This window comes from Algoriphagus aurantiacus (genome assembly GCF_035156405.1).
In the GTDB taxonomy this organism is placed as follows: domain Bacteria; phylum Bacteroidota; class Bacteroidia; order Cytophagales; family Cyclobacteriaceae; genus Algoriphagus; species Algoriphagus aurantiacus.
This window is the reverse complement of the sequence record NZ_JAXRUT010000033.1, coordinates 33,716-58,121: the sequence shown is the minus strand read 5'-3', so window position 1 is coordinate 58,121 and position 24,406 is coordinate 33,716. Positions and strand designations below refer to the sequence as shown.

Annotated in this window: 19 protein-coding genes; 9 read left to right on the top strand and 10 right to left on the bottom strand. The window is 40.4% G+C overall.

Translation table 11 applies throughout. The features are described from left to right. Positions 1 to 193, top strand: a 193-nt coding sequence (locus SYJ56_RS22975) for a transposase (RefSeq protein ID WP_323838330.1), incomplete at its 5' end; no start/stop codon positions are given. Between the two features lie 15 nt (positions 194 to 208). Then, positions 209 to 775, top strand: a complete 567-nt coding sequence (locus SYJ56_RS22970; RefSeq protein ID WP_323838332.1) for an acyl-CoA thioester hydrolase/BAAT C-terminal domain-containing protein — start codon at positions 209 to 211, stop codon at positions 773 to 775. A 150-nt stretch (positions 776 to 925) separates the two neighbouring features. Here SYJ56_RS22970 and SYJ56_RS22965 read toward each other — a convergent pair whose 3' ends face one another. Beyond that, entirely contained in the window at positions 926 to 1,669 is a 744-nt protein-coding gene (locus SYJ56_RS22965) for a hypothetical protein (RefSeq protein ID WP_323838328.1), read from the bottom strand. A 410-nt stretch (positions 1,670 to 2,079) separates the two neighbouring features. Here SYJ56_RS22965 and SYJ56_RS22960 point away from each other — a divergent pair, with 410 nt between their 5' ends. The 5 genes from SYJ56_RS22960 (at position 2,080) to SYJ56_RS22940 (ending at position 10,391) form a co-directional block, all read left to right on the top strand. After that, positions 2,080 to 4,014: a carboxypeptidase-like regulatory domain-containing protein gene (locus SYJ56_RS22960; protein WP_323838326.1), complete on the top strand. Its 1,935-nt coding sequence runs from the start codon at positions 2,080 to 2,082 to the stop codon at positions 4,012 to 4,014. A gap of 363 nt (positions 4,015 to 4,377) precedes the next feature. Further along, on the top strand, positions 4,378 to 4,689 hold the full coding sequence (locus tag SYJ56_RS22955) for a hypothetical protein (RefSeq protein ID WP_323838325.1): 312 nt from the start codon (positions 4,378 to 4,380) through the stop codon (positions 4,687 to 4,689). 18 nt (positions 4,690 to 4,707) lie between these two features. Continuing rightward, positions 4,708 to 5,052, top strand: a complete 345-nt coding sequence (locus tag SYJ56_RS22950; protein WP_323838323.1) for a PadR family transcriptional regulator — start codon at positions 4,708 to 4,710, stop codon at positions 5,050 to 5,052. 139 nt (positions 5,053 to 5,191) lie between these two features. Continuing rightward, on the top strand, positions 5,192 to 7,780 hold the full coding sequence (locus tag SYJ56_RS22945) for an ABC transporter permease (protein ID WP_323838321.1): 2,589 nt from the start codon (positions 5,192 to 5,194) through the stop codon (positions 7,778 to 7,780). A 1-nt stretch (position 7,781) separates the two neighbouring features. After that, positions 7,782 to 10,391 (top strand): ABC transporter permease, encoded by a 2,610-nt coding sequence (locus SYJ56_RS22940; RefSeq protein ID WP_323838319.1) that lies wholly within the window; start codon positions 7,782 to 7,784, stop codon positions 10,389 to 10,391. 215 nt (positions 10,392 to 10,606) lie between these two features. Here SYJ56_RS22940 and SYJ56_RS22935 read toward each other — a convergent pair whose 3' ends face one another. The 9 genes from SYJ56_RS22935 to SYJ56_RS22895 form a co-directional block, all read right to left on the bottom strand. Further along, on the bottom strand, positions 10,607 to 11,179 hold the full coding sequence (locus SYJ56_RS22935; protein ID WP_323838317.1) for a dihydrofolate reductase family protein: 573 nt from the start codon (positions 11,177 to 11,179) through the stop codon (positions 10,607 to 10,609). Positions 11,180 to 11,308: 129 nt separating this feature from the next. Continuing rightward, the gene (locus tag SYJ56_RS22930) at positions 11,309 to 11,794 is read right to left on the bottom strand and encodes a DUF4231 domain-containing protein (RefSeq protein ID WP_323838315.1); all 486 of its coding nucleotides are present in this window, start codon (positions 11,792 to 11,794) and stop codon (positions 11,309 to 11,311) included. Between the two features lie 615 nt (positions 11,795 to 12,409). Further along, entirely contained in the window at positions 12,410 to 13,360 is a 951-nt protein-coding gene (locus SYJ56_RS22925) for an alpha/beta hydrolase (RefSeq protein WP_323838314.1), read from the bottom strand. Positions 13,361 to 13,745: 385 nt separating this feature from the next. Then, the gene (locus SYJ56_RS22920; RefSeq protein WP_323838313.1) at positions 13,746 to 14,075 is read right to left on the bottom strand and encodes a hypothetical protein; all 330 of its coding nucleotides are present in this window, start codon (positions 14,073 to 14,075) and stop codon (positions 13,746 to 13,748) included. Beyond that, positions 14,062 to 14,601, bottom strand: coding sequence for a hypothetical protein (locus SYJ56_RS22915; protein WP_323838312.1), 540 nt, complete (start codon positions 14,599 to 14,601; stop codon positions 14,062 to 14,064). Before SYJ56_RS22915 ends, SYJ56_RS22920 begins: the two co-directional genes overlap by 14 nt. A gap of 295 nt (positions 14,602 to 14,896) precedes the next feature. Then, complete coding sequence (locus SYJ56_RS22910; RefSeq protein WP_323838310.1) at positions 14,897 to 16,543, bottom strand: Na/Pi cotransporter family protein; 1,647 nt, start codon at positions 16,541 to 16,543, stop codon at positions 14,897 to 14,899. Between the two features lie 209 nt (positions 16,544 to 16,752). Then, a complete protein-coding gene (locus tag SYJ56_RS22905) occupies positions 16,753 to 17,478 on the bottom strand; it encodes a polysaccharide deacetylase family protein (RefSeq protein ID WP_323838308.1) in 726 nt (241 codons plus the stop codon). Beyond that, positions 17,471 to 19,252, bottom strand: a complete 1,782-nt coding sequence (locus SYJ56_RS22900) for a glycoside hydrolase family 9 protein (protein ID WP_323838307.1) — start codon at positions 19,250 to 19,252, stop codon at positions 17,471 to 17,473. The genes SYJ56_RS22905 and SYJ56_RS22900 overlap by 8 nt, the downstream gene beginning before the upstream one ends. 291 nt (positions 19,253 to 19,543) lie before the next feature. Further along, complete coding sequence (locus tag SYJ56_RS22895; protein WP_323838305.1) at positions 19,544 to 20,350, bottom strand: hypothetical protein; 807 nt, start codon at positions 20,348 to 20,350, stop codon at positions 19,544 to 19,546. Between the two features lie 606 nt (positions 20,351 to 20,956). Between SYJ56_RS22895 and SYJ56_RS22890 the strand changes: the two genes are divergently transcribed. Further along, positions 20,957 to 22,453, top strand: coding sequence for a glycoside hydrolase family 140 protein (locus SYJ56_RS22890; protein ID WP_323838304.1), 1,497 nt, complete (start codon positions 20,957 to 20,959; stop codon positions 22,451 to 22,453). Positions 22,454 to 22,495: 42 nt separating this feature from the next. Further along, complete coding sequence (locus tag SYJ56_RS22885) at positions 22,496 to 23,926, top strand: nucleoside hydrolase-like domain-containing protein (RefSeq protein ID WP_323838303.1); 1,431 nt, start codon at positions 22,496 to 22,498, stop codon at positions 23,924 to 23,926. The last annotated feature ends 480 nt before the right edge of the window (positions 23,927 to 24,406 follow it).

Sequence of the window (24,406 nt, the reverse complement as noted above, 5' to 3'; positions counted from 1 at the left end):
CAGAAAAAGATCAGTCATAGAAACTGTCAACGACGAACTCAAAAATATCTGTCAAGTCGAACATTCAAGACACAGGTCATTTGAGAACTTTATCACCAACCTTATTTCTGGCTTAATTGCCTATTCCTTCTTCCCTAAAAAGCCAGCAATCAACTATCAACCCGTCGAAACAAACCAATTAGCCGCTTTTTAAAATCGAACTCAGGTTATTTCGGATTCGATCCTTCATATCGCCAGACGAAATACTCAACTGGACACCAGCCGCATTGTCTTACTTGGCGCATCCAAGGGTGGAGAATTGGCACTCAACCTTGCTAGCAAGTTTCCCCATTTCAAGGGAGTGGTGGCGCTTTCAACAGCACATGTAAGTTTTCCTGCTCATACTATTGCTGCCAATACTTCTTCTTGGCATTTTATTAGCGAAGAAATCCCCTTTGTCCCTGCGCCATTGAAGACGCTTTGGCCTGCACTAAAAGGTGATCTTTTCAGCGCATTTTCTATGATGATGGAAGATGAAATAGCAGTTTCTAAAGCAGAAATTGAGGTAGAAAATATAAATGGATTTATTTTGCTTCTGTCCGGAAAACAAGATGAGCAGTGGCCAGCTACCAAAATGTCAGACCGGATAATGGAGCGTTTGGCTAAAAATAACTTCAAGCATTCCTATCTGCACTTGGCTTTTGAGGGTGATCATATCGAACCATTAAACCATTTTGATTCAATATATAATTTCTTGGAAAAGGAGTTGGTGGTTGAAAATACATCTGGCCATTAGTGAAGGGAATATAGAAATGATGGCTTATAATCTATTACCGGCGTTTTTCAGCAAGCCCTATTTCGATTTAAACCTTAAGTTTCTACAGATAAACTGTATCCTTATTGTTCCTTTTTTATATGTCAATCTTTGTCTGATTTAGCAAGCATTCTATTCACTAAGGTATTTATTTGGAATATTATTCGGTCGGAAGTCAATTCCATATTCGTGCTTCATCAGTTTATTTATTGTGTCGAAAATTGTTTTTTCATTTCTGTGCATTTGTGGTAGAAGTCCCATCATTGCATAGCTGATTGGGTTTACAGATGGAATAAAAGTCTCCCAAGGAAAATTTTCTCCCCAAATTATTCCTTTAACCGTATAACTTAAATCAGCATTTCCAGACAATAAATAATCCATCATTTCCGCCGAATTATTGTTGTTTTGATTTACTGTATGAAAAATTGGGGTCTGTCCACCAAATCCATTTTTATCTATTCCCGCTTTGCAATTGACATTTGCTCCATAATTGACCAGAGCCTGAGCGCTTTCAATGTGATTAAATTCTGAACAAACATGAAGTAAAGAAACATTGGTCAGAGGAGTATATGCACAATTCAAAGTAATTACCTCATCAACAATTCTGGGATTGTCAGCAAGATGTTTTTCTAATTCAATTCTATTATCGGCTAATACGGCGAGTAAAGCTTTATTTTCAAATTCGAGTCCATATTCGATAAACGAATTTACGCAATCCTTAAACTTAGAACTCCTAGTATACATACTGATTAATAAATCAAAAAGTGGGTTGCCTTCGAAGTCTGTATTAGGACTCAGTCCCTTTTCAAAGCAGTCCTTAATCCCGTTGACAGAATGAAGTTCAATTTGGTAAGATATTTCTTTTAGCAAATTCATTTTTTTAGCTTTTTGCCCTCATTTGGTTTTGCAGCACTCCCCTATCCTATTACGCCTATATCTCCATTATGCTCAGGACTTTAGGATGGATTCCAAAGCAAATTTAAGATTTCGTCTATATCATCAAGCAGACTATGAATGTTTTTGTTGGAATTGATAAGACATGCGTGTAAATCTCAGTTTCGGTTGGGCGGAATTTAGAGTGTGATTGATTAAGAAAACTCGCCAGGATTTGATTTCTTCGAAATGCCCTGATAGAATTGCATCCCAACATACATCCATACCGATTGAAAGAACAACCGTGAAATTTTAAGAAGTAATAAGATGGATTAAAGATTGTTAACAATTTAGAAGCATTTGAATCCCATACTTTTGCCAGTAAAGGATTACCAAAAACCCTTTAAAAATCTTTGAAAAATCTCCTTTTTCTTTTTCTGTTCTTTTTCTGGATACATCATGTATTTGGTCAAAGTTTGATTGGTCGACAATATCATGCAGGATTCACATCTATTGAACTATCGGATTCAAAACGGCTGTGGAAACCAGGTGTCCCAACAAGTGATAGCCTTTACCATAGACCTGTGGATATCGACATTTGGTATCCGACTTTGGATACACTTCTCAAACCGGTTTTATTCGACAAGTTATTTGAGATGTTTGAGTCCCGAGCAATAAAATATCAGGAAATGGGAGAAGGCTTGACAGATGAACTGGCACTTTATATCTCAATGGAATTAGGACTGGATGCAGGTGATGCCGGGAAATTGCTTCAATTCCAAACAAACAGTTTTCCGGATGCAAAACCTGCAGAAGGACCATTTCCGGTGATCATTTACATGGCCGGATTCAATGGAATGGGCTATGAAAATTTTAGGATTATTGAAAATCTTACCCAAAATGGCTATGTAGTCATATCTATCTGGTCTATGGGAAGGTATCCGGGAAGTATGACCAATGAGAAGGCGGATATGATGGAACAGGTTTATGATGCAGAATTTGCCATCGAATCATTGAAAAAAGCAGATTTTTTGGATTTAGATTGGGAGGAAACAGGGATTCTGGGATGTAGTTGGGGAGGAATGAGTGCAGCTGCATATGTAAAAAGAAATACTGGGGTTAAAGCATTTGCCTCACTTGACGGAACTGAAACCCATTATTTTGGGCAATCAGATTTAGATGATGAATTGTTACATGACATTTATGATCATGGACTGATTGATGCCGTTCGGCCAGGAGTACCCTATCTTTACCTTGAAAGCGATAACAAATGGCAAGATTTTAATCCAAGCGGAGAATATCATTATTTTAAAAAAGCTGTTGAATCAAAATATTATCTGCGCCTATTAGGGAGCAGTCATGAGGATTTTTTGAGTTTCCCTTCTATGGTGAATTCCAGGCCAAACTCAACAGAAATCCACAATATGGTTATTGGATCAGTGCGGTATTTTTTCGATCAGTATCTCAAAGGTGAAGCGGGTTTTGGCAAATTGTATTCAGATTTCTCTTTGGATAATTCTGTAAATACTCTTCCAAAAGAATTTGATTTTGATCTAGGACACAATTTTTTGATTTCCGGAATTACAAAGGATGCCAGTTCCAAAAAGCCGCTGTCCTATGTAAATTTGAGCATTCTAGGAAAGGATCTGGGAACAGTTTCCAATGCTAAAGGAGAATTCAAACTTGTGTACAAAGAAGCCAATCTGTTGGACACGATCCGGTTTTCCATGATTGGGTACAAACCAAAAGAAAAGCTGGTTAAGGATTTGATTGCCGGAGGAAATTCATTTGTGTGGGAACTGGAAGAAGATGTTTCACAGCTTACTGAAATTGTGGTAGGTGCAAAACCTATGAAAACCAAAAATCTCGGCAATAAAACGGAGTCGAGGTTTGTGGGTACAGCTTTTGGATTTGACAAACTTGGAGCAGAAATAGGCGTCAAAATCAATGTGACACACAATCCAACATATGTTGATAATTTCAATTTTCACCTGTCTTATAATTTCACAGGAGCGAGGACAATTTTCCGATTGAATATGTATGACCTGCAAAATGGAAATACCGGAAAAAATATTCTAACCCAAAACATCTTTATCACTGTAGAAAAGGATCAGACTGGAATGATTTCAATAGACCTCCGGGATTATAATATTGTGTTGGAAAATGATGCACTTGTCACATTGGAGTGGGTGGACAATGAAGGAGATGTTGAAGTCAAAAAAGGAGCTGCCCTTGTTTTTTCACTGGGCTTCTTTACCAATGGAACCTATGTCAAGCAAACAAAAGATTCTAAAATGAAAAAAATGGCATCCTTGGGAGTTGGGTTCAATATGGATGTCAGGTATTGAGATACTTTTTCATTGCTCTTATTTCAATTTGCATTTTTTAAGCATTTAAAAACAACCATCCCATTTTCGGACGAATTCCTTCTGATCCGAACACTCCAAAAATCCAGTAAGCCCTTTTCTGATCAATAGAAGCTGGTTTTTAATATGGCAAGGATATTACTACAAATAGGAATAAATGTCTGGCATATGAAATCGAGTACGATGAAGAACGTCACACTGAGGGATGATTTAATGCATGCGAGATTCCCTGCCTAACGGTAGGCAGGTCCCGTATCAATCCCGATAACTATCGGGACGGGACAGGCTATCCCGTATCCTTCGTCACGGGACAGGTTATGACCATTAAAAATTAATTATAAAAAGATGAAATCAAGCATGTCAAGGAATGACACACAGGGGCGTGATTATATACCGACATACACCGGATCAGCAGAATCGCTCGTTTTTAGGGCGGGGAGGAGAGACGCAGCAGCGAGCCAGACGGCTGGCCTGCGGGTTGAAGCTTTGCTGGCGTCTTGGCCTTTTGCCTGCCTGTCCGGTAGGCAGGGTTCTTTTGGGCCAAGCCAAAAGAACAAAGAAATCAAGCATGACTCAATGGGAACACTGAGGGATGATTATCCTATATGCGAGATTCCATCCCGTTTCCTTCGTCACGGGACAGGTTATGACCAATAAAAATCAAATTATAAACAGATGAAAAAATACCAGTTGGGAGAATTTGAAGAAGTGGTCATGCTCACTGTGGGAATCCTCTATGACGAAGCTTACGGGGTATCCATCAAAAAGGAAATCGAGAGCCGCCTCTCCCGAGGTGTGAGCGTCGGAGCTTTGCAAACAGCACTAAAAAGATTGGAAGACAAAGGTTATCTCCGCTCAAAAGAAGGTGAAGCTACTGAGGAAAGGGCGGGAAGACCCAAGAAATTCTTTCAGATCACTGCCCTTGGATCGAGAGCGCTCGAATACTACAAAACTACCAGAGAAGAACTTTGGAAGGCGATTCCAAAAATTGCGCTGGACGTGAAATTATCGGGAATGTAAGTATTCGGTCTCAGTTTACAGTTTACGAACTGCCCACTGACCAATGCCAAATGACTACTCATGACTTACCACTTACAATTAATACAGTTACTGAATACTGATCACTGCCAACTTACCACTTACATCAAACAATAAGAAAATGCCCCATCCTCCAAAACTCCCCCTCCACTTCTTCCGATGGTTTTGCCACCGGGATTTGAGGGATTCTATAGAGGGAGATCTAATTGAGTTGTATGGCGAAAGGGTAAAAGAAATTGGAAAAAGGAAAGCAGATTGGAAGTTCGCAATTGATGTTTTGCTGCTATTCCGGCCGGGGATTGTAAGAAAAATGGAAGGATATCAACCTGTAAATAACTATGATATGTATAAGAGCTATTTTAAAATCGCCTGGCGGAATATAATCCACCAAAAAGCATACTCCACATTGAATATTGTTGGGCTTTCTATCGGCATGGCATGCAGCATACTCATCTTTCTTTGGGTGTGGAATGAGTTGAACTACGACCGCTTTCATGCCAATGCCAACCAGATTTACCGGATTACCGCTAGTGCAGGGGATTTTAAAGCCGCGGTCAGTCCTGCGGGTATGGCAGGCGGTTTACAGGCAGAAATGCCCGAAATAGAAAACTCGGTAAGATTGAGCAAGCTCTCTACCGCCCTTTTTGAAGCCGGGGAACATAAATTTGAAGAAAAGGGGTTATTTTTTGCGGATTCCAATTTCCTTGAGTTCTTTTCTTACTCTTTATTGCAAGGGAACTCCAACACTGCCATGAATGATCCGAATGGGATTTTGATCACGGAAAATATGGCAAGAAAGTATTTTGGAAAAGAAGAAGCCTTAGGGCAGTATATCCGCATCAACAATAATGAGAACTTTACCGTGACTGGTATCTTGGCCAATGGACCTTCCAATTCACATTTGCAGTTTGATTTCATCATCCCCATGTCAGCTCTGGCAAAGTCGAATTATGATTTGCAAAACAATGTTTGGAACACTTTTAACTTTTATACCTATTTACAATTTTATAAAAACATCGGTTCTTCACCTTCGGATATACAGCAACTAATTGAACGGATAGACAAGATTTACAAGGCGCATGAGCAACATGCGAAGATAGATTTTCAGCTTCAACCTTTGACTGACATTCATCTCCGCTCCAATTTTCAGATTGATCTGCCAGGACATGGCAACATACAATATGTAAATATCTTTTTCGTAGTGGCCGTTTTTATTCTACTTGTTGCCTGCATCAACTTTATGAATCTGGCAACAGCACGTTCCGCACGTCGGGCAAAAGAGGTAGGGCTCCGAAAAGTAGTTGGGGCAGGACGCTACCAGATCATTCTCCAGTTTTTGGGCGAATCGTTGATCATTTCATTTCTTTCCTTGTTTGTAGCCATTTCGATTGTTTTTTTATTCCTGCCCGTTTTTAACGTCCTGACTGAAAAAGAACTTACTTTTCATTTGTTGGATTGGAAATTATGGGTCAGTCTTATTGCCATTGCAGTGCTTACCGGCATGGTTTCAGGCAGCTATCCCGCCCTGTTTCTTTCGGGGTTCAAACCTATAAACGTGTTGAAGGGGAAATTAAAATCCGTAGGGGGAAACCTCTTATTCCGGAACGGGTTGGTAGTTGGGCAGTTTGTTATCGCGATTGTTCTGCTCGTTGGAACGGCTGTCGTTTACAGGCAGTTGGACTTCATAAAAAACAGGAACCTAGGTTTTGACAAATCGAACCTGATATATATGCCGATGACCGGTGATATATGGGGAAAACAACAGGCTTTGAAGGCAACATTGTCTCAAAATCCGTTGACAGCGGATTTCTCTGTCATTTCAGATTTGCCGACAACACTTATTTCAGGGACCCTGGATGTCGTATGGGAAGGGAAAGCTCCAGATTCTCAAATTGTCATCCCGTCCATGGATGTCGATGAACATTTTGTCGATGTTTTTAAGATGCAAATGCTTACGGGGCGCAGCTTCTCCGAAGCATTCAAAGGAGACAGTTCCAATTATGTGATCAATGAAAAAGCCATGCAGGTAATGGAAATGGATATCAGTAATGCAGTGGGGCAAAATCTTACTTTCGGTGGTGACAGAGGAACAATCATAGGTGTGGTAAAGGATTTTAATTTCAAATCGCTTCAATATGAGATGGAGCCTCTGGTCTTGCGCCTGAACAAATGGGGAGGTTTGGTCGTAGTGCGCACCCAACCGGGCAATACTGAAGCTACCATAAAGGCATTGGAGCAAGTCAGCCATGAACTCAATCCCTCTTATCCATTTACCTATAGCTTTCTTGACCAGGATTTAAATAATCTCTATCGCAGCGAGCAACAAATGGGGAACATTTTTAATGTATTTGCCACACTTGCCATTTTTATAGCCTGCCTGGGACTTTATGGCCTGGCAGCTTATATGGCGGAGCAACGCACCAAAGAGATAGGCATACGCAAAGTCCTGGGCGCAAGTGTCAGTGGCATTGCCGGATTGTTGTCCAAAGACTTTTTGGGATTGGTGGTCATCGCTTTCCTCATTGCCTCTCCGGTTGCCTGGTATCTCATGGACAAATGGCTGCGGGATTTTGCCTATAGGATCGAAATAGCGTGGTGGATGTTTGCTGTTGCAGGACTGGGGGCTCTTGTGATTGCAGTGCTCACCGTGAGTTCGCAGGCGATCAAAGCGGCCATCGCCAATCCGGTGAGAAGCCTAAGATCAGAATAATATGAAATATTCTCCTCCAAAACTTCCCCTCCACTTCTTCCGATGGTTTTGCCACCGGGATTTAAGGGATACTATTGAGGGAGATCTAATTGAGTTGTATGGCGAAAGAGTGGAAGAAATCGGGAAGAGAAAAGCCGATTGGAAGTTTGCAGTGGATGTTCTGCTGCTTTTCCGGCCGGGAATTGTAAAAAAAATGGATGGATATCAACCTGTAAACAACTACGGTATGTATAAGAGCTATTTTAAAATTGGATGGAGAAATCTGGTGAAAAACAAAGGCTATTCAATGATCAATATTGGAGGTCTGGCACTGGGTATGGCAGTGGCCATAATGATTGGTTTATGGGTTTACGATGAACTGTCTTTCAATAAATATCATGACAACTACGAAGATATTGCCGAAGTGTATCGTTCCGAAGTTTGGGGTGGAGAAAGGGAAGCCAATATCGCGCATGTGACAGGCCTGGGAACCCTTCTTAAAACCGAGTATGCTGCACATTTTAAAAATGTCGCTATGATCCGTGGTCGCACAGAAGAGCGTGTCCTTGCTTTCGGAGATAACAGGTTTACCCAGAGTGGCTATTTCATGCAACCTGAGGGTGTGGACATATTGACCTTAAAGATGATTCAGGGAACTGGTCAACTTAAAGACATGAATTCTGTCTTGATTTCAGAATCTGTTGCTAAAAAATTGTTTGGAGATACTGATCCAATTAATCAGATAGTGCAAATGGATGCGAAGTGGGATTTACTTGTGAAAGGCGTTTACGAAGACTTACCAAAGAACTCTTCTTTCAATGATGCCTCCTATTTTGCTCCGCTTGATCTATACATCGATGGGTGGGGATCGCTGGATTCCTGGGAGAATTACTTCGTGTATATCTATGTACAAATCTATCCTGAAGGAGATTTTGCCGAAATCTCGAAGGTTATCAAAGATGTAATGCTACCACATGTGGATGATGAACGCAAAGAAACCAAGCCGGAGGTTTTTCTCCACCCCATGAGCAAATGGCATTTGGATTCAGATTACAAAAACGGGGAATTTGTGACAAGTAAGCGTATGATGTCGGTTTGGTATTATAGCGCAACTGGGATTTTTGTTTTGCTGTTGGCCTGTATCAACTTTATGAACCTGAGTACCGCCCGTTCGGAGAAAAGAGCCAAAGAAGTTGGCATTAGAAAATCAATTGGCTCCCGGCGTAGTCAGCTCATTCAACAGTTTTTAGGGGAGACGCTGGTGGTTGCCTTTTTGGCGGCAGTCATAGCCATGTTGATTGTCCAGCTTAGCCTGCCATGGTTCAATTCCGTCTCGGATAAAGCGATTTCTCTCCCCTTGGCGAGCATTGAGTTTTGGATGGCGTGTATCTGTTTTACTGTTTTTACAGGATTGTTGGCTGGTAGTTATCCTGCACTGTTTCTCTCTTCATTAAAGCCAATTAAAATATTAAAAGGAACATTTAAGGGAGGCAGATTTTCTGCTTTACCCAGAAGATCTCTGGTAGTTTTGCAGTTCACGGTGTCCATTTCACTTATTATCGGAACCATCATAGTATATCAGCAGATACAGCATGCCAAGAATCGACCTATTGGATATTCCCGTGAAGGTTTGATTTCTATTCGCGCCGCCTCTCCAGAATTTACTGGAAAGTACAACGCTATTCGAAATGAATTGAAAAGTACAGGAGTAGTAGAAGAAATCGCAGAGGCTAACTATTCGATTACAGATACAAGGGGATGGAATGGCGGCTTTGCCTGGCGGGATCAAAAGTTTGATCCTTCCTTCAATACCATTTTTGTAACCCATGAGTATGGAAAAACGATTGGCTGGGAATTTATAGAAGGCCGTGATTTTTCTCGTGATTTTCCTACAGACCTATCAGGCATTGTCATCAATGAATCAGCATTAAAGGTAATGGGACTGGAAAATCCTGTCGGTGAATCTTTGACATGGACCACAAACGGAGTGTTAAGGGGCACCTACCAGATTCTCGGAGTGGTGAAGGATATGGTAAAGGGCTCTCCTTACGAGCCAACTGATCCTTCAATCATTTTTCTATCTGAAGGTGATATGCCATGGATGTATATCAAAATGAATCCAACTGCCAGCGCTCATGAAGCTTTGCCGAAAATACAAGCTGTGATGAATAGCATCGCTCCATCTGCACCTTTTGACTACACCTTTGCAGATGAAGCATATGATGCTAAATTCCGGTCAGAAGTTCGTATTGGCAAATTAGCGACCATATTCAGTGCACTCGCCTTATTGATCAGTTGCCTTGGACTATTTGGTCTTGCCGCTTTCATAGCAGAGCAGCGAACCAAGGAAATTGGGATCCGAAAAGTAATGGGCGCATCAGTTCTCAGTCTTTGGCAAATGCTCTCCAAAGACTTTGTGATATTAGTGATTATTTCCTGTGGCCTGGCCATTCCTATCTCCATCTATTTCATGAATAAATGGCTTGGACAATATGAATACCGCACGATGATTTCATGGAGCATATTTGTCGCAACCGGAGTCGGAGCGCTACTGATCACTCTATTTACTATCAGTTTTCAAGCTTTGAAAGCAGCATTGATGAACCCTGTCAAAAGTCTTCGGAGTGAGTAGAATGTACATCAATGTTCAATACTATTCGCCGGAATGGAGTTTACAAATATTTTAAAACTGAATAACCGTGCAACTGTGGTCCGTTGTATTTTAGTTTGTCGGTTCATAGTAAAGCACTACTGCACCNTGTACATCAATGTTCAATACTATTCGCCGGAATGGAGTTTACAAATATTTTAAAACTGAATAACCGTGCAACTGTGGTCCGTTGTATTTTAGTTTGTCGGTTCATAGTAAAGCACTACTGCACCACCACTAAAGCTTTTAGTCTTTATGAGTTTAAGAATAGTCCTGTCGTTTATATTTTCAAATAATGGCGAACCGCTTCCTGCAATTACAGGGTGAACACAAAGTTGGTATTCATCAATCAAATTAAGTTTCATTAGCTGTATAATTAAACTCCGACTGCCAACAAAAATATCTTTACTCCCACCATTGCGTGATTGTTTGAGTTCTAAAACTTCCTCTTCAACAGTTTGCTTGGACAATCTAGCACTGTCCCACCCGATAGCTTTAGGGTCTGTATCTTTCAGCGTATGAGAAAAGACAATTTTTGGGATTTTGTCTATAGCCACAGCAAAGTCATCCATTGATTTTTCAACTGATGGATTGTTTACCAGAGTTTGCCAAAATTGCATAAGTTGATAGGTTACTCTTCCGTATAGAATCGCATCTGCGTCACGTAATAGTTCCGCATAATGTTGATGTATTTCTTCATCTGGCAGAAATACCGTATGGTCGCAAAACCCATCAAGTGTCATATTGATTGCTGCAATTACCTTTCTCATATCTGCCTTTGATTGTAATTCACTATTGGTTATTTGCGAATATCTTACAATAAACGCTAACGATTGGCTATGAGGTGTTTGTCTTTCCGGTTTTAGGACATCTTAACTCACCTTTGCACTAATTAATTGCTAATCATTTCCTACCGTTTGCTCCCATTTCCCATGGCCTTCATTCCAGATTTGAATCAATCTTTCTGAAAATAACCTGATGCTTTCTTCATTTTGGGAAGTCCTATATATTCCAGCTTGCTGGTTAAAAAAAAATTTTTCTGTTTGCAGTTGCTGTCCGGTAGTCCGTGAATTGATCCAAATCTTCTGAGAGCTGGAAGCACCCAAAAAAGCTACCGCCACCGTTGCTCCTGCACTGATCACCGGTAAAATCCATTGAGGGAATGTTGATAAGTAAATTGACTGTAAAGAAGATACAATAGTAGTCACTGCAGCTAGCAGGATACTCACATATTTATAGAAATAAAAATGCTTTTTTCCTGTTGCTGCCTTCTCTTTAAAATGCTTATAAAGCCTTTCCCATTCCATATTAACCTGGTCTAATTTTTCATCCTCAGAAAGCCGAGGATTCAACAAAGGAGTATTTGACAGTTCTGTATTTTCCATGATGAGATCATTACAGTTAAAAATTTTAACATGAATATACGGAATCTTGGCAGTAGCCTATCAATTTAGATTAATAACTGAAAATCAATTGGTAACCCTCATAGAAAAAGGAATAATTGGTCAAAATCAAGCACTCTGACCAAGAATGTTTTAATTTGCAATTTCCGGAAGAATTCATCTGTATTGATTTTATAAAAATGAGGTGGGAAAAGGAAGGTGTCTTTTGCAAGAAATGTAAGTGCAATAGTTATTTCAGGCTTCATTCCAAAAAGATGTTTTAGTACAAAAATTTAAGGCTTGGGATTTGTTTGAAAAATGATCAAAATCACCAGAACGGGTGCTCAAATTGGATCGGAAAATACACTGCCAGTTACATTTCTTTTGGACTGGGTGTTTCGACTATACTTATATATTACAACAAATTTGTAATTAGCTAAGCAAGACTAATTACCTATAGTCCATCTCTATTTTATATATTATCAATCTGTTAGCCTATTCGCAAAGTGAAAGCTTCACATAAAAGCTTTTCATCTGAAATCCGAGTTGCATTCCATATAACTAGAAGAGGCTGTCCCAAGTTATGAGACAGCCTCAGTAAAGGAATTACTCCTTAAATCATTCCCCTTGACTAGCAGAAAGAAACTCATTCACATCTAGCCAGTGTATAAAGGCATCGAACCAGCGATTGCTTGTGCGGTTGGGATTTCCGAGGCCGAAACCGTGACCGCCGTTCTGGTAAAGATGAAACTCGACTGGTCGGCCTGCTTTGTACCAAGATTCAATCACACCAGTCTGACCAAGAAACAGAAAATCATCAGTGGCAATAACATTAAACATGGGTGGTGCATTCTCCGGGACTTCCACTGGTCCCATTCCCCCATAGATAGGTCCGATGAAGGCAAGCTTCATCGTCTTAGAATTAAGGGTGGAGTGCATGGTGAGGCCTGCGCCTGCTGAGAATCCGATCATTCCTATTCTTGTAGTATCGACACCCCACTCCTTAGCACGTTTTACGATCATAGCATAAGCCGCTTCGGCGTCCTCAAGTTGATTGGATAAGTCTCGCTGGGGTGGCCTCGGTGGTGCCGTCGCTTGTGTAGAATCGGAAGATGGGACTGGGGCCGTACGAGGTCGATTCATCCATGCGGTAAAATCTTCGAGTGACTCAGGTGTTGGGTTGAGCCGATATTTAAGGACGAATGCGGTGATTCCCTCTTTCGCTAGTGCCTCAGCGACTTCCCATCCCTCGTTGCCCATTGAAAGCCAGCTGAAACCTCCCCCCGGCGCGACGATCACGGTAGCACCGTTAGCCTTTCCTGGTTCTGGAAGGAAAGGGGTAAGTGTTGCTATAGAGATATTTCGGGCCATTGGATCGCCCCACTGCCGAAACCAGGTCTCTGGGGCGGGCTGGTTATCGACTCCACCCGTTCCAAGTGGAATGGCTTTTGGCTCCGCGGGTGCTTCGAGTGGGTGAATGGTCCCATCTTGCGCCATGACGGTGGAAGCAAAGACTAAAAAGAAGACCAAAATGATCGGAATTTTAAAGGTTTTTTTCAGGTAAGCCATGGTTAATAGGTTAATTGTTGAGTTTATAAAAGTTAATTATTTTAATTCTATTTCAATCCTTGATTGGGAGTTTGTAAAAACATGCTTGTTTACAAGCCAAACCCAAAAAATATCTAGGGTAATTATATATAAACAGCTTTACTAATAACCCACATTTATCTGTCCTTAATTAAGCTTGCTCCATAACATTAAGTTACGATCTGAAGTACGAAATGCAAATTCAAATTGATAGGAAAGCGTAGTTGCATATGCTCAGTCGGGGACAATGCTTGAATAAATAATAGGCCGTGACTAGGATTAGGCCGGCTTGCAGCGCTGCTATACTACGCCTTTGTAGGTAGGTAGCTGACTGATTACATTTAAGACTTTAAAAATAGGAAATCTACTATTTATTTTTCCCCAAAACCTCCTTCAATCCATTTAGGTTTTCTTTTAAAACCAGTTCCACATCGGCCTCTTCCACATGGCCCAAAATGCCAAAAGGACCGGTAAAACCATTCTTTTTTAAAACAGCTAGCATTTCAGCCTCACTTTCGCCGGTGCCAATAGGCAGAATTTTTGGACCTTCAGCATTCATTCCATTCAAATTAACCACCCACAAGTGGGATTTCATGAGTGGAACAAGTTCCGGGAATTCGTCAATCATTTCATGTGCGTGGTGAAAATTGAAGATAATACCCACATCGTTTCCGTCCAGTTCTTCACAAATTTTCACGAGGTTTTCGGGCCGTCCAAAACCAGCCTCCGTGGTTATACAATCCCACTTTGCAATCCAGCCTCTTAGCTTCACTGCTCACGTAACCAACTATGTCCACTGCCTTTTCCAACCGCTGCTGTTCGGTCATATTATCGAAATAGTCTTCCGGGAAACTCACCCAGATTTGTGTTTTTAGACCGCTTTCCTCAAGCGTCTGAAGCACTTTCCAGTTATTTGCCGACAGGTTTCCAACTGTATCTTTATCATCCAGCCACATCCAAACGGCATTCATTTCAATTCCGTTTTTCTGGGCCAAACTGATTTCATTCGCCATTTCGGGCAGGTGTTCTGCGCGCCAGTCATAGGCATACGATTCAAAACCAAGATTTTTCAGCATCTCAATCCGCTGTTCGGGGGAACGGTTTAGATTGTCGAATGGCACAATGCACCAGGCAAAATAATTGTCCATGTTAAGTGTCTGGGCAAAAACTCCGGTTCCACTCATTAAAATCAAAAGGCTGATGCAAGCAAAAAACTGTTTCATGGGAATGAGTTTATTGGTTTTAATTTTTAAGACTTAGTTCGCTTTAACGGAGCATTTCATGGTCTCCCCCCTAGCTACCTTAGGTTTGTTTGATGAAAAATTTAGGTTTTTGAGGTATAATTGAAGTCCTGTCAGCGACCCATCGATAGCTTCAGATACAGGAGATCTAACGCGATATTCGGGACTAACAGGTTTCAAGAACTATGTCCTGTATAAGATATCAAAAAACCCGTTAAGGTTGCAAACCACCAGTGAAAACTAGTGTAAATAAAGCAGTTGAAATGTTTACAATTTTTTAGATTTCAACAGTTTCAATTTCGTTTTGCTTTACCTGAAAAGCGATGCATAAATTGCTCATAGAAGAAACGGTTTGCTTTATCACATTGACCATTGTAGAAATGGGGACACCCTTTTTTGAATGGTTTTTAATGTTCTCGTATAAAAAGGCAATCATTTCTTCATAAAAGACCTCATTCTTATCTATCATTTCTTTCAAAATCAAGGTGTTTTCACCTTTTCCCTGACCATTTACATACACAGCTTCAGTCTGAGTTTTTACGAAAGCTTGTAACCTGCTTAAAACTTCATTAGCTAGTGGATCTTCACTTTCGGCCATGTATTTGATATTATGGGCAACATCCTTGATATCCTTGGCTCCATACACCAGAGATCGAAGAGACAGCATGCTTGAAGTTAACTCTTCAGATTCACTTGTATTTAGATTCTGCTCTTGTAGCAGTGCATAAAAGCTTGATAATTCATCTTCTATTCGTTTTATTTTATCATATTTCTCATTGATATTAATTGCTGTTTGGAAAATTGACTTCCATCCAGAGGACTTTGGTGATACAGATCCAAGAGCAAAACTATGATATACAAAATCCTGGACATAACTATACATCTGATCCAATTCATCCTTTATTGCCTTGAGAGCCACAACAGGGAATTCAGCAGAAATATTTTTTACATACAGCGTTTCACCTGAAGGTTCAGCACTTTTGAAACGTTTCTTTAAAAAATTCTGGAAAGCACCCAAAAATGGTAAAAAAAGTAAAATCCCTACCAAGTTTAAGAGAGTGTTTAACAAAACAAGTTCCATCAAGGGATCGATCATATTGAAAAAAGTATATGCGCCATCAACTACTTGTTTTAAAAACAGAAAGATGATGATTCCTGCTGTCAAATTAAATATCACATTGGCAATGGCAAGTCGTTTTTTGTCTGCCGTTCCTCCAATTGACCCCAGGAGCAATGTGGAAGTTGTCCCCATATTGGCACCTATTATCATTGCAAAGGATTGATAGACATCGATCAACCCTGCATTCAGCGTGCTTAAAATTATTACAATCATCGCAGAGCTCGATTGTACCAAAGCCGTCACAATCAATCCTAGAAGTAAAAAAGCCCAAAGTCCATACTGTGCAAAAGTGGTAATATCAATCTGGCCAGCAACCTTATCAAGTGCGTCTTTCATAAAATCAAGCCCCAGAAACAACAGCCCAAAACCTATTAAAAAACCTCCGATATTTTTTAAAACCGGTCTACTCTCCAAAAATAAATATGACAAAATTCCAACTGCCAGAAACGGAAACGAAAAATCAGCAATGTTCATTTTAAAACCAAGAGTAGCCACTATCCATGCAGTGATTGTTGTCCCCAGATTTGCTCCAAGAACAACCCCCAAGGCATTCTTTAAGGATAGCATTCCCGCTCCAAGAAAGGCAAGGACAAGCAATGTCACCATGGAACTGCTTTGCAGGATTGCGGTTACAAATGTTCCGGTGAGTATACCTTTCCAACTTCTATTGGTAAATCGTTTGATAAAGTGTTGAAATGATTTTCCTGCAAGACCTTTGATTCCGTCCTCCAAATGACGCATTCCGAAAAGGAATATACCAAGTCCTGCTAAAAACATCCAAAAATCAAAAGGCACCCCCAGCATTTTTTTATAGTTTTAAAAAGTGTCCTAAACTTCTAAAGTTAGAAATAATGTCGACGCGGTAAAATGAATACATTTTACATGATTTTATGTACATCCACTTTCTTACCTGCTCTTATTGAAAAAGGGGAAATTGATTATTAAGGGCAGTTGTGGACGATTATCTACTTTACTAAGGCAGTGATATTATTTGTGAGAATCAGAAAATTCGTTTAAAAGGTGTCAAAACCATAACCTCTATGCCGTAATTCTTTGATCAGGCCCTCCAAATGGAAATAAAACTTATCCTTCCGTAGGGGGTCAGTCCCCGGGTGGATAAGTAAATGAAATCCATTTAATCCATAGCTGGATTCATAGCTATAAATACTCGTTAAAATATCCATACTGGAAATATAATTCCGCATATCAGGAGTTGTATAGTCTGCATTTGAACGTGTACCAGGTGAGAAATTCACAGTGGTCTGGTCTAACTCTGATGCAATTTCTACTACTTCAGTATTATACCATTCATAGGGAGGCATGAATATTTTAGGGGAAATTCCAAGTCTTTCCAACTCTCGCACATTCTCTAAAATATCCTTTTGGATCTCATTTGGCCGAATCAATAAACTATCTCTTTTATCCCAATCACAATACAGGAGATGTTTGTCAGAATGAGCCCCTACCAAATGTCCTGCTTTTGCCATTTTTGTAACCAAGTGTGGGTGATTTCTAACAAAATCTCCAGTCAAAAAGAAATTGCCTTTACTATTAGTTTCCTTTAAAACATCAAGCACAAGATCAAATCCCTCAACATAATCATGACCGGTAAAACACAAATAGACCGTCTTTTGACTGGTATCAGATCGGACTATGGCACCATAGTTATCAATAGTTACTTGCGCTTGGGTTGTATTAATCAGTATGAAGAATAGAATTGAAAAAATATACCTAATCATAGTTCAGGTATGTTAAAATCATGAGCAATTCTGCGGATCCATCCAGCGTAGGCTCATTGGTACTGTAGTCCATCCAATCATCCATGTATTTTACATGCGTGGGTTGAAGGTGACTGTATTCATCTTTTTGTTCTAGTTCTATCCCAAGCATTAGGTCATGTATGGTAGACCAAAGTGGTCCATCCACGAGACTTCCTTTCACTGATTTATTTAAAATCCTCCAAAAAGGCATGTGCACATCCACAGGAAAATCCGCTCCTTCAGGTAACCCCGTTATCATACTGCTTCCCCAAGGATTCAAACCCAAAAGCCAGTTGATGTGGTCTTGCATCAAGGGTCTAAACTTTTGAGAACCTGTCATCTCTTCATAAAGCATAGCTTGAGTGGCAACAGCTGCTGCAAGGTTATTGGAGCACCAGATAAACAAATGACCTACACCATACGGATTTCTATCTACCCGCTTTTGGATTTGCTCGAGATTATGCTCATAGTAACCAGCCATTTTCTCCTTATCATCATCCGTACCTACCTGCCAAAGTGCATAGTGTCCCATATTAACAAAGGGATACATCTCGTAATGACTGGCAGTATCCCTTTCCATCCATGACCATGTATTAATGATTTCAGCATAGTTACGGGCCTCATCAAGGAAATCCTCATGTTTTGTGATTTTGAAAAGTTCAGCAGCTGCCCACTCCATGTCATCAGCCCATGTATTTTCTTCATAGCGATATGGAGCCGAAAAACTATTTCCCTGCTGATATCCTTCTTGTTTTTGCCCCATTTCATAAAGATCCAGCGCAGCTTGTAAACAGGTCTCAGCAAAAATCCGGTATTTTTCAAATTGGCTAAACACCTGATAGCCTAACGCTAGAGCAGCAGCAGATCGTCCTGCAAGATTCGCAATTCCAGTAGCTTCACTCTTATACTTTGATAATCCCTGTGGCTGACCATCAGCAAAATAAACAGGCCTGAAACTATTTGGGCCCCATCCATAATCAGCATTATCTTGATGTGGTAGTTTAAATCCGCGATGATCTCTATCATCAGCTACTTGGTGATACAATTCTCCTGGACTTGGATGTAATTTAAGGAGCCATTCCAACCCCCATTTAGCTTCGTCCAACACATCCGGAATACCATTTCCCCCGGCTAAACCACGTGCATTTACCACATCAATAAAAGCATCTGGATTCATTTGATAAGCCATTAGTAATCTAGCGGCTGTATTACTGCTTGTTATCAAATACTTCAACTGATCACCCGCATCATGCCATCCTCCGGTAGCATCTATTCTGGTAGAATCTTCTTTGATTCCAAAAAAACCCAGACCATCCTGTTGGTGACAGAATTGACCCGTGAATGGATTGAAACCGCATCGCTGAGTCCTTATAAAACTCACTACATCTTCCTGCCAATCAGGATATACTCCAATGGAGAAAACTTCACTTTTAATCTGTTTGTCGTTAATTTCAAAAAAATATTTCCCCTGCTCTGTGATGGTAGAAAAATCAATTGAATAAGCGTGGGAAAATGGATGCCATGCTGATTCCAGTTCTGTCAGTTTAAAGGTTACAACCACTTCCCCGCTCTCCCTTTTCAAAAGAATTTTATTTTTCAATTTCTCTTGACTCAGTACAAGCGCTTTTTTAGGTGAATGAGTTGGGTACCCTGCTAAGTTAACCCTGACTTCGAGCAGTGACTCAGCGGAAAGAGAGCTAGAAACAACCAATAAAAAAATGAGCAAAAACGATCTTTGGGCATAGTTAATCATAGAAACGCAAGGGGTAGAGATTATACTACAAATTGGAAATAAACCAATTTTCGTGAAATAAACTTTCTCACAGCAATAAAATCTCATTTACAATTAATCGAGCTATTTTAATCGATCATAACTCTCCAACATACTCATCAACTTTTCTCTTACTTCAAGCGGCTCCAAAAATCAAATCGAGCCGCTTTTACTTTTAATATCCAAATGAATCGTATCGAGTTTTTCTACAAATAATGGAAAGTCGAAAATCAGGCATAACTTTTTCCTAATTAACTGATCCAAAAATTGGATTCAATCTGTGGAAAAATAGCTGTACTCTTTCTTCATCAGCTGGATAAAACCAAAATTAGGATCATATTCAATTTCTTCAACCAATTGATTTTCTCCGTTATAAAAATATTGGAATGCGTCTTTCCTAGAATCTGATCCCAACTCCCAAGTCTCTTTTGCCTCTAACTTACCAAGCGCATTATACCTATAATAGAAATCTCTTAGTGGAGCATCTCCTGATCCCCAATACACTTGTCTTAACAACCTATCCTGATCATCATATATAAATTGATCCCACTCCATTTCTTGATTTTCACCATACTTTTTGGATTCCAACTGTCCAGAATCATTATAGAAATAGGTTGCACGAAGGACTTCATTTTGGTCAAACTCTTGATATCGTCTACCCAAATCATCAAAGGAATATGTTCTCGAACCAGAAATCCCAAAATTTCCATTCCTGAAATCATAGTTATGTTCCTCCAAAAGCTGATCTAATTCATAGATGTAAACAGTCGCTCCAATTGTATCTAATTTGGCAAAATTCTGTCCTTCGGAGGGTTCGGTCATATTGATCCCTATTGAAAGAATATTGTTTCCATCTTTATCATAGTAGAGGTCAGTTCTCGAAATGTGCCGTTCAAATTCAAACTGAGAGAAATCTATTGACCTTATCTGCCCTGGAGGAGTGAAAAGATCTGACTGAAGCAAAATCAAAGGGTAATCTTTGTTAAGTACCTCTTCCACTACTGGTTCCTCAGCTTCATTTACTTCACAGGAAAATCCAGCAAGAAGTAAAATAATAATTAATCTCTTAGGCTTTTTCATATGATTATAATTTGATTTTTAAAGGTCATTACCTGTTCCGAAAATCGGGATAGAATTTTGCAGGTTTTATAAACACCCCTCAGTGTGACGCTTGAGTTATGCCTGTCTGACTCAGGCAGGCTCGATTTCTCTGTTCTTTTGGCTTGGCCCAAAAGAACCCTGCCTACCGGACAGGCAGGCAAAAAGCCAAGTCGCAGCAAAGCTTCCGCGCACATCCCGATAGCTATCGGGACAGCCGCCTGGCCCGCTGCTGCGACAGCCCATCGCGCCCTAACAACAAGCAAATGTGCTGAAACGGTGGATACACTATATAATCATCCCCCTATATGTCGTCCGCCTTTAACGGGATTTTCATCTGTTTATAATTGTTTTTCAATGGTCATCCCAATTGTTATCGGAAGGAATCTCGCATACATTATAATCATCCTATTGTGTGTCTCTTGAGTCATCCTCGATTTTATTTAAAGTTTAACGTCTATGATGATACGGAATTACGCACTAGCTGAATTTAATTGGGAAACGAGTCATACTAAGCTATCTTTTACAGTGTCAATTCAACCCTACTGGCAAAGTAGCGGATAATTTGTATTTTTAAAATAACCCAACATGAAAACCAAAGTAACCATGGAAAGACACTTAATTTTTACGCTAGTCATACTTCTATCTTCAGTAAATGTGTTTGCACAGGCACCTTGGGAGAGCCATGGCAAACTCGAAGTCGCCACCAACGGACATTATATTGAACATGCTGATGGCACACCGTTTCTTTGGATTGGAGATACGGGCTGGGGCATGTTTCAGCAACTCACACGTGAAGAAGTCGATGAATACCTGGATAACAGACAGAAGATAGGTTTCAATGTCATTCAATCTGTAGCATTTTGGTATCCTCACGGCGGTGGAATTGAGAATGGTCCTCATAATGCTGCCAATGCTTATGGCCATAAACCGTTCACAGGAGATGAGGACAACCCAAATACAGCTGAGCCTTTGCTAGTGGATGGAGGCAGTCCGGAAGCCCCAAATGATTATTGGGATCATGCAGATTACATCATCGATGCCATCAAACAGCGAAACATGTACATCGCGCTACTTCCGAATTGGGGTAGAGCATATATCTCAAAGCAATTTGGCGGGGCACATGTAGAATTTACAGAACAGGAAGCGAAAGAATACGGAGCTTTTCTAGGAAATAGATACCAGAATGAGCCACACATTCTCTGGGTTTTGGGAGGAGATGCCAAAGGTCTTTATAATCCTGAAGGAACCCCAGCGGAAGAAAATACCGTGGATTCCCGTGCTGTATTTAGGGCAATGGCAGAAGGATTAGCCTCTGGAGTAACTGGAAAATCTTTACAATGGGACAAAGCTGACCCCGCTTGGCAAGAACTGTTTATCACCTACCACCCTGATGGGGACGTAAATCAAAACTCCTCCAATTGGTTTCACCAAGATGCATGGATTACTGCAAATGGAGTGGAAGTATGGAAGGAAGTGCAGGAAGTCTATCCTGCCATGATTCGTGAATACAAGCTTGATAATCCCAAAAAACCAGCGCTATTTCTAGAGGGTTCTTATGAATTTGGAGCTTATGGCCATTATTGTGGCTGGGTGACTCCCGTTCGTTTGCGCCGCCAGGTTTACCATACTTTCTTTGCCGGAGGTGCAGGCCACACGTATGGAGCTAGTCCTATCTGGCCAATGAGAGGCAATCGGGGGGATTATAGTTGTGGCTATACCTGGCAACAAGCATTGAATTTCCCCGGTGCAGTTCAATTTACCCAACTTGCAAAAGACTTTCTTACCGAGAATAATTGGTCCGAATGGATTCCAGACCAGAGCATCTTACAAGGCACTGAAAGTTCAGATGAAAGTCTTAAAACTGCTGTCAAACTAGCATCCGGACAAATGCTTCTCGTCTATTTCTCCAATATCTCCGAAGCAACCATAAAAAACATACTTGACAAAACGGCAGAAGCACATTGGTTTGACCCAAGTGAAGGCAGGATAAATCAAGCGAAAGAATTCCAGGCAGGCGAGGTTCGCCAACTGACTCCTCCACAAGGCTGGGAAGATGCCATATTGATTTTAAAAGCAAAATAACCCATTGAAGCTAGACTTCATTTTACCTTTAACTTATAACCCATGAATCAACAGCTAAAGTATAACCTCATTTTTTTTAGCATTTTATTTTTTGGACACACAGACCTTTTTGCACAAAGCACAACAGAAAAGGAACGAATAATTGTCCTAACGGATATTGAAAATGAGCCTGATGATGCGATGTCTTTGGTTCGCTTTTTAACCTATTCAAATCAATGGGATGTGGAAGGACTCGTCGCTACTACTTCCCGGCATCAGCGGGATAAACTTGCAGCATGGAGAATTCGTGAAATTTTAACAGCTTATGGAAAAGTCCGTGACAATTTAGAAAAACACGAAGAAGGTTATCCTACTGAAGAATATTTGAAATCCATTCTTAAAGAAGGAATTCCCAAGTATGGAATGGAAGCTGTAGGTGAAGGAATGGATTCAGAAGGCTCAGAATTGATTATCAAATCAGTGGATTCAGATGATGAAAGACCGGTATGGGTATTGGTCTGGGGAGGTCCAAACTGCCTTGCACAAGCACTCTGGAAAGTAAAAGAAACCCGCTCACCTGAGAAAGTAGCTGAGTTTGTCTCAAAATTGCGGGTTTACACGATTTTCGATCAAGATGATAGCGGACCTTGGCTAAGGAAGACATTTCCTGAATTATTTTATATCGCCAGTCCAGGCATACATCCTTTTGGAGCATATCATCATGGCACATGGTCTGGAATCAGTGGAGATAAATTTCATGGACGTTTTGCTGGTGGTAATTTCGAAATAGTGGATAATCCTTGGCTGGATGAGCACATTCGTAGCAAGGGACCGTTGGGTGCAGAGTACCCACAGATGGACTATTTGATGGAAGGAGACTCACCTAGTTTTATGCATTTGATTCATACCGGGATGGGAAATCCTGAGCGGCCAGACTACGGAAACTGGGGTGGTAGATACGAGTATTATCAACCGAGAACGGAAAAATGGTTTTCCGAGCCTGAGACTCATGCCCTATGGACCGACGCCCAAGACGAAGTTTTAGGCTTTGATGGAGAATGGCACACCAATAACAAAGCGACTATTTTTCGCTGGAGAGAAGCCTTTCAAAATGATTTTGTAGCGAGAATGGACTGGACTATCAAAGAATATAAGGATGCAAATCATCCACCGGTTATAAATCTAAAAACTCCGGAATCAATCAATGCAAAAGTGGGAGATCGAATCGAACTCAGTGCAGAAGGCAGCATTGATCCAGATGGAGATGGTTTATCCTACCGATGGTTTTACTACGGAGAACCTGGAACCTATACGCATACGAACGGGGCGACAGCAACTCCTTTAAAGATTGAAAATTCAGATTCTGCAAATGCCTATTTTATAATTCCACGGGCTGAAAGACTAGGAACAATGCATATTATTCTAGCTGTCACAGACCGGGGATCTCCTACCCTTACTAGATACAAAAGAATCATTGTCACAGTTAAGCCTTAAGTCCACATTACCCTTCCAAAGAACTCACTATTTAGGACGTTTGAAATTTACTATGATGACCATAATGAATTCTAACTAGCAAGTTATTAATACTAAAACCAGAAGGTTTCAAACATCAAAATTTAATCCTAATACCAGCTGGCGACCATAACTTTTTATGGGTAATTCCATTACCATTTTGTCCAGTTTTTTTCTCTATATGATAGCTGTTTAGTACCCGCAATAGTAGTCCACTCCATTGAATTTATTGCATTGTCAAGTATTACTAAGAGGTTCTTTACCAGGGATTAAGATTTTAGAAATATGTGTAGGCATGAGCAATTAAGCATTAGAAGGGCACTTTAATCGCATAATATCTAATAATAAGCTACCACCCATGCAAATACATTTTCCAGGCTTTTCTATAAATGAAATGTAAATGTCCACGAGAAATTTTGCCTTCAATCTACTGGAATAAAGATTGATCTTATTTAGCTCACT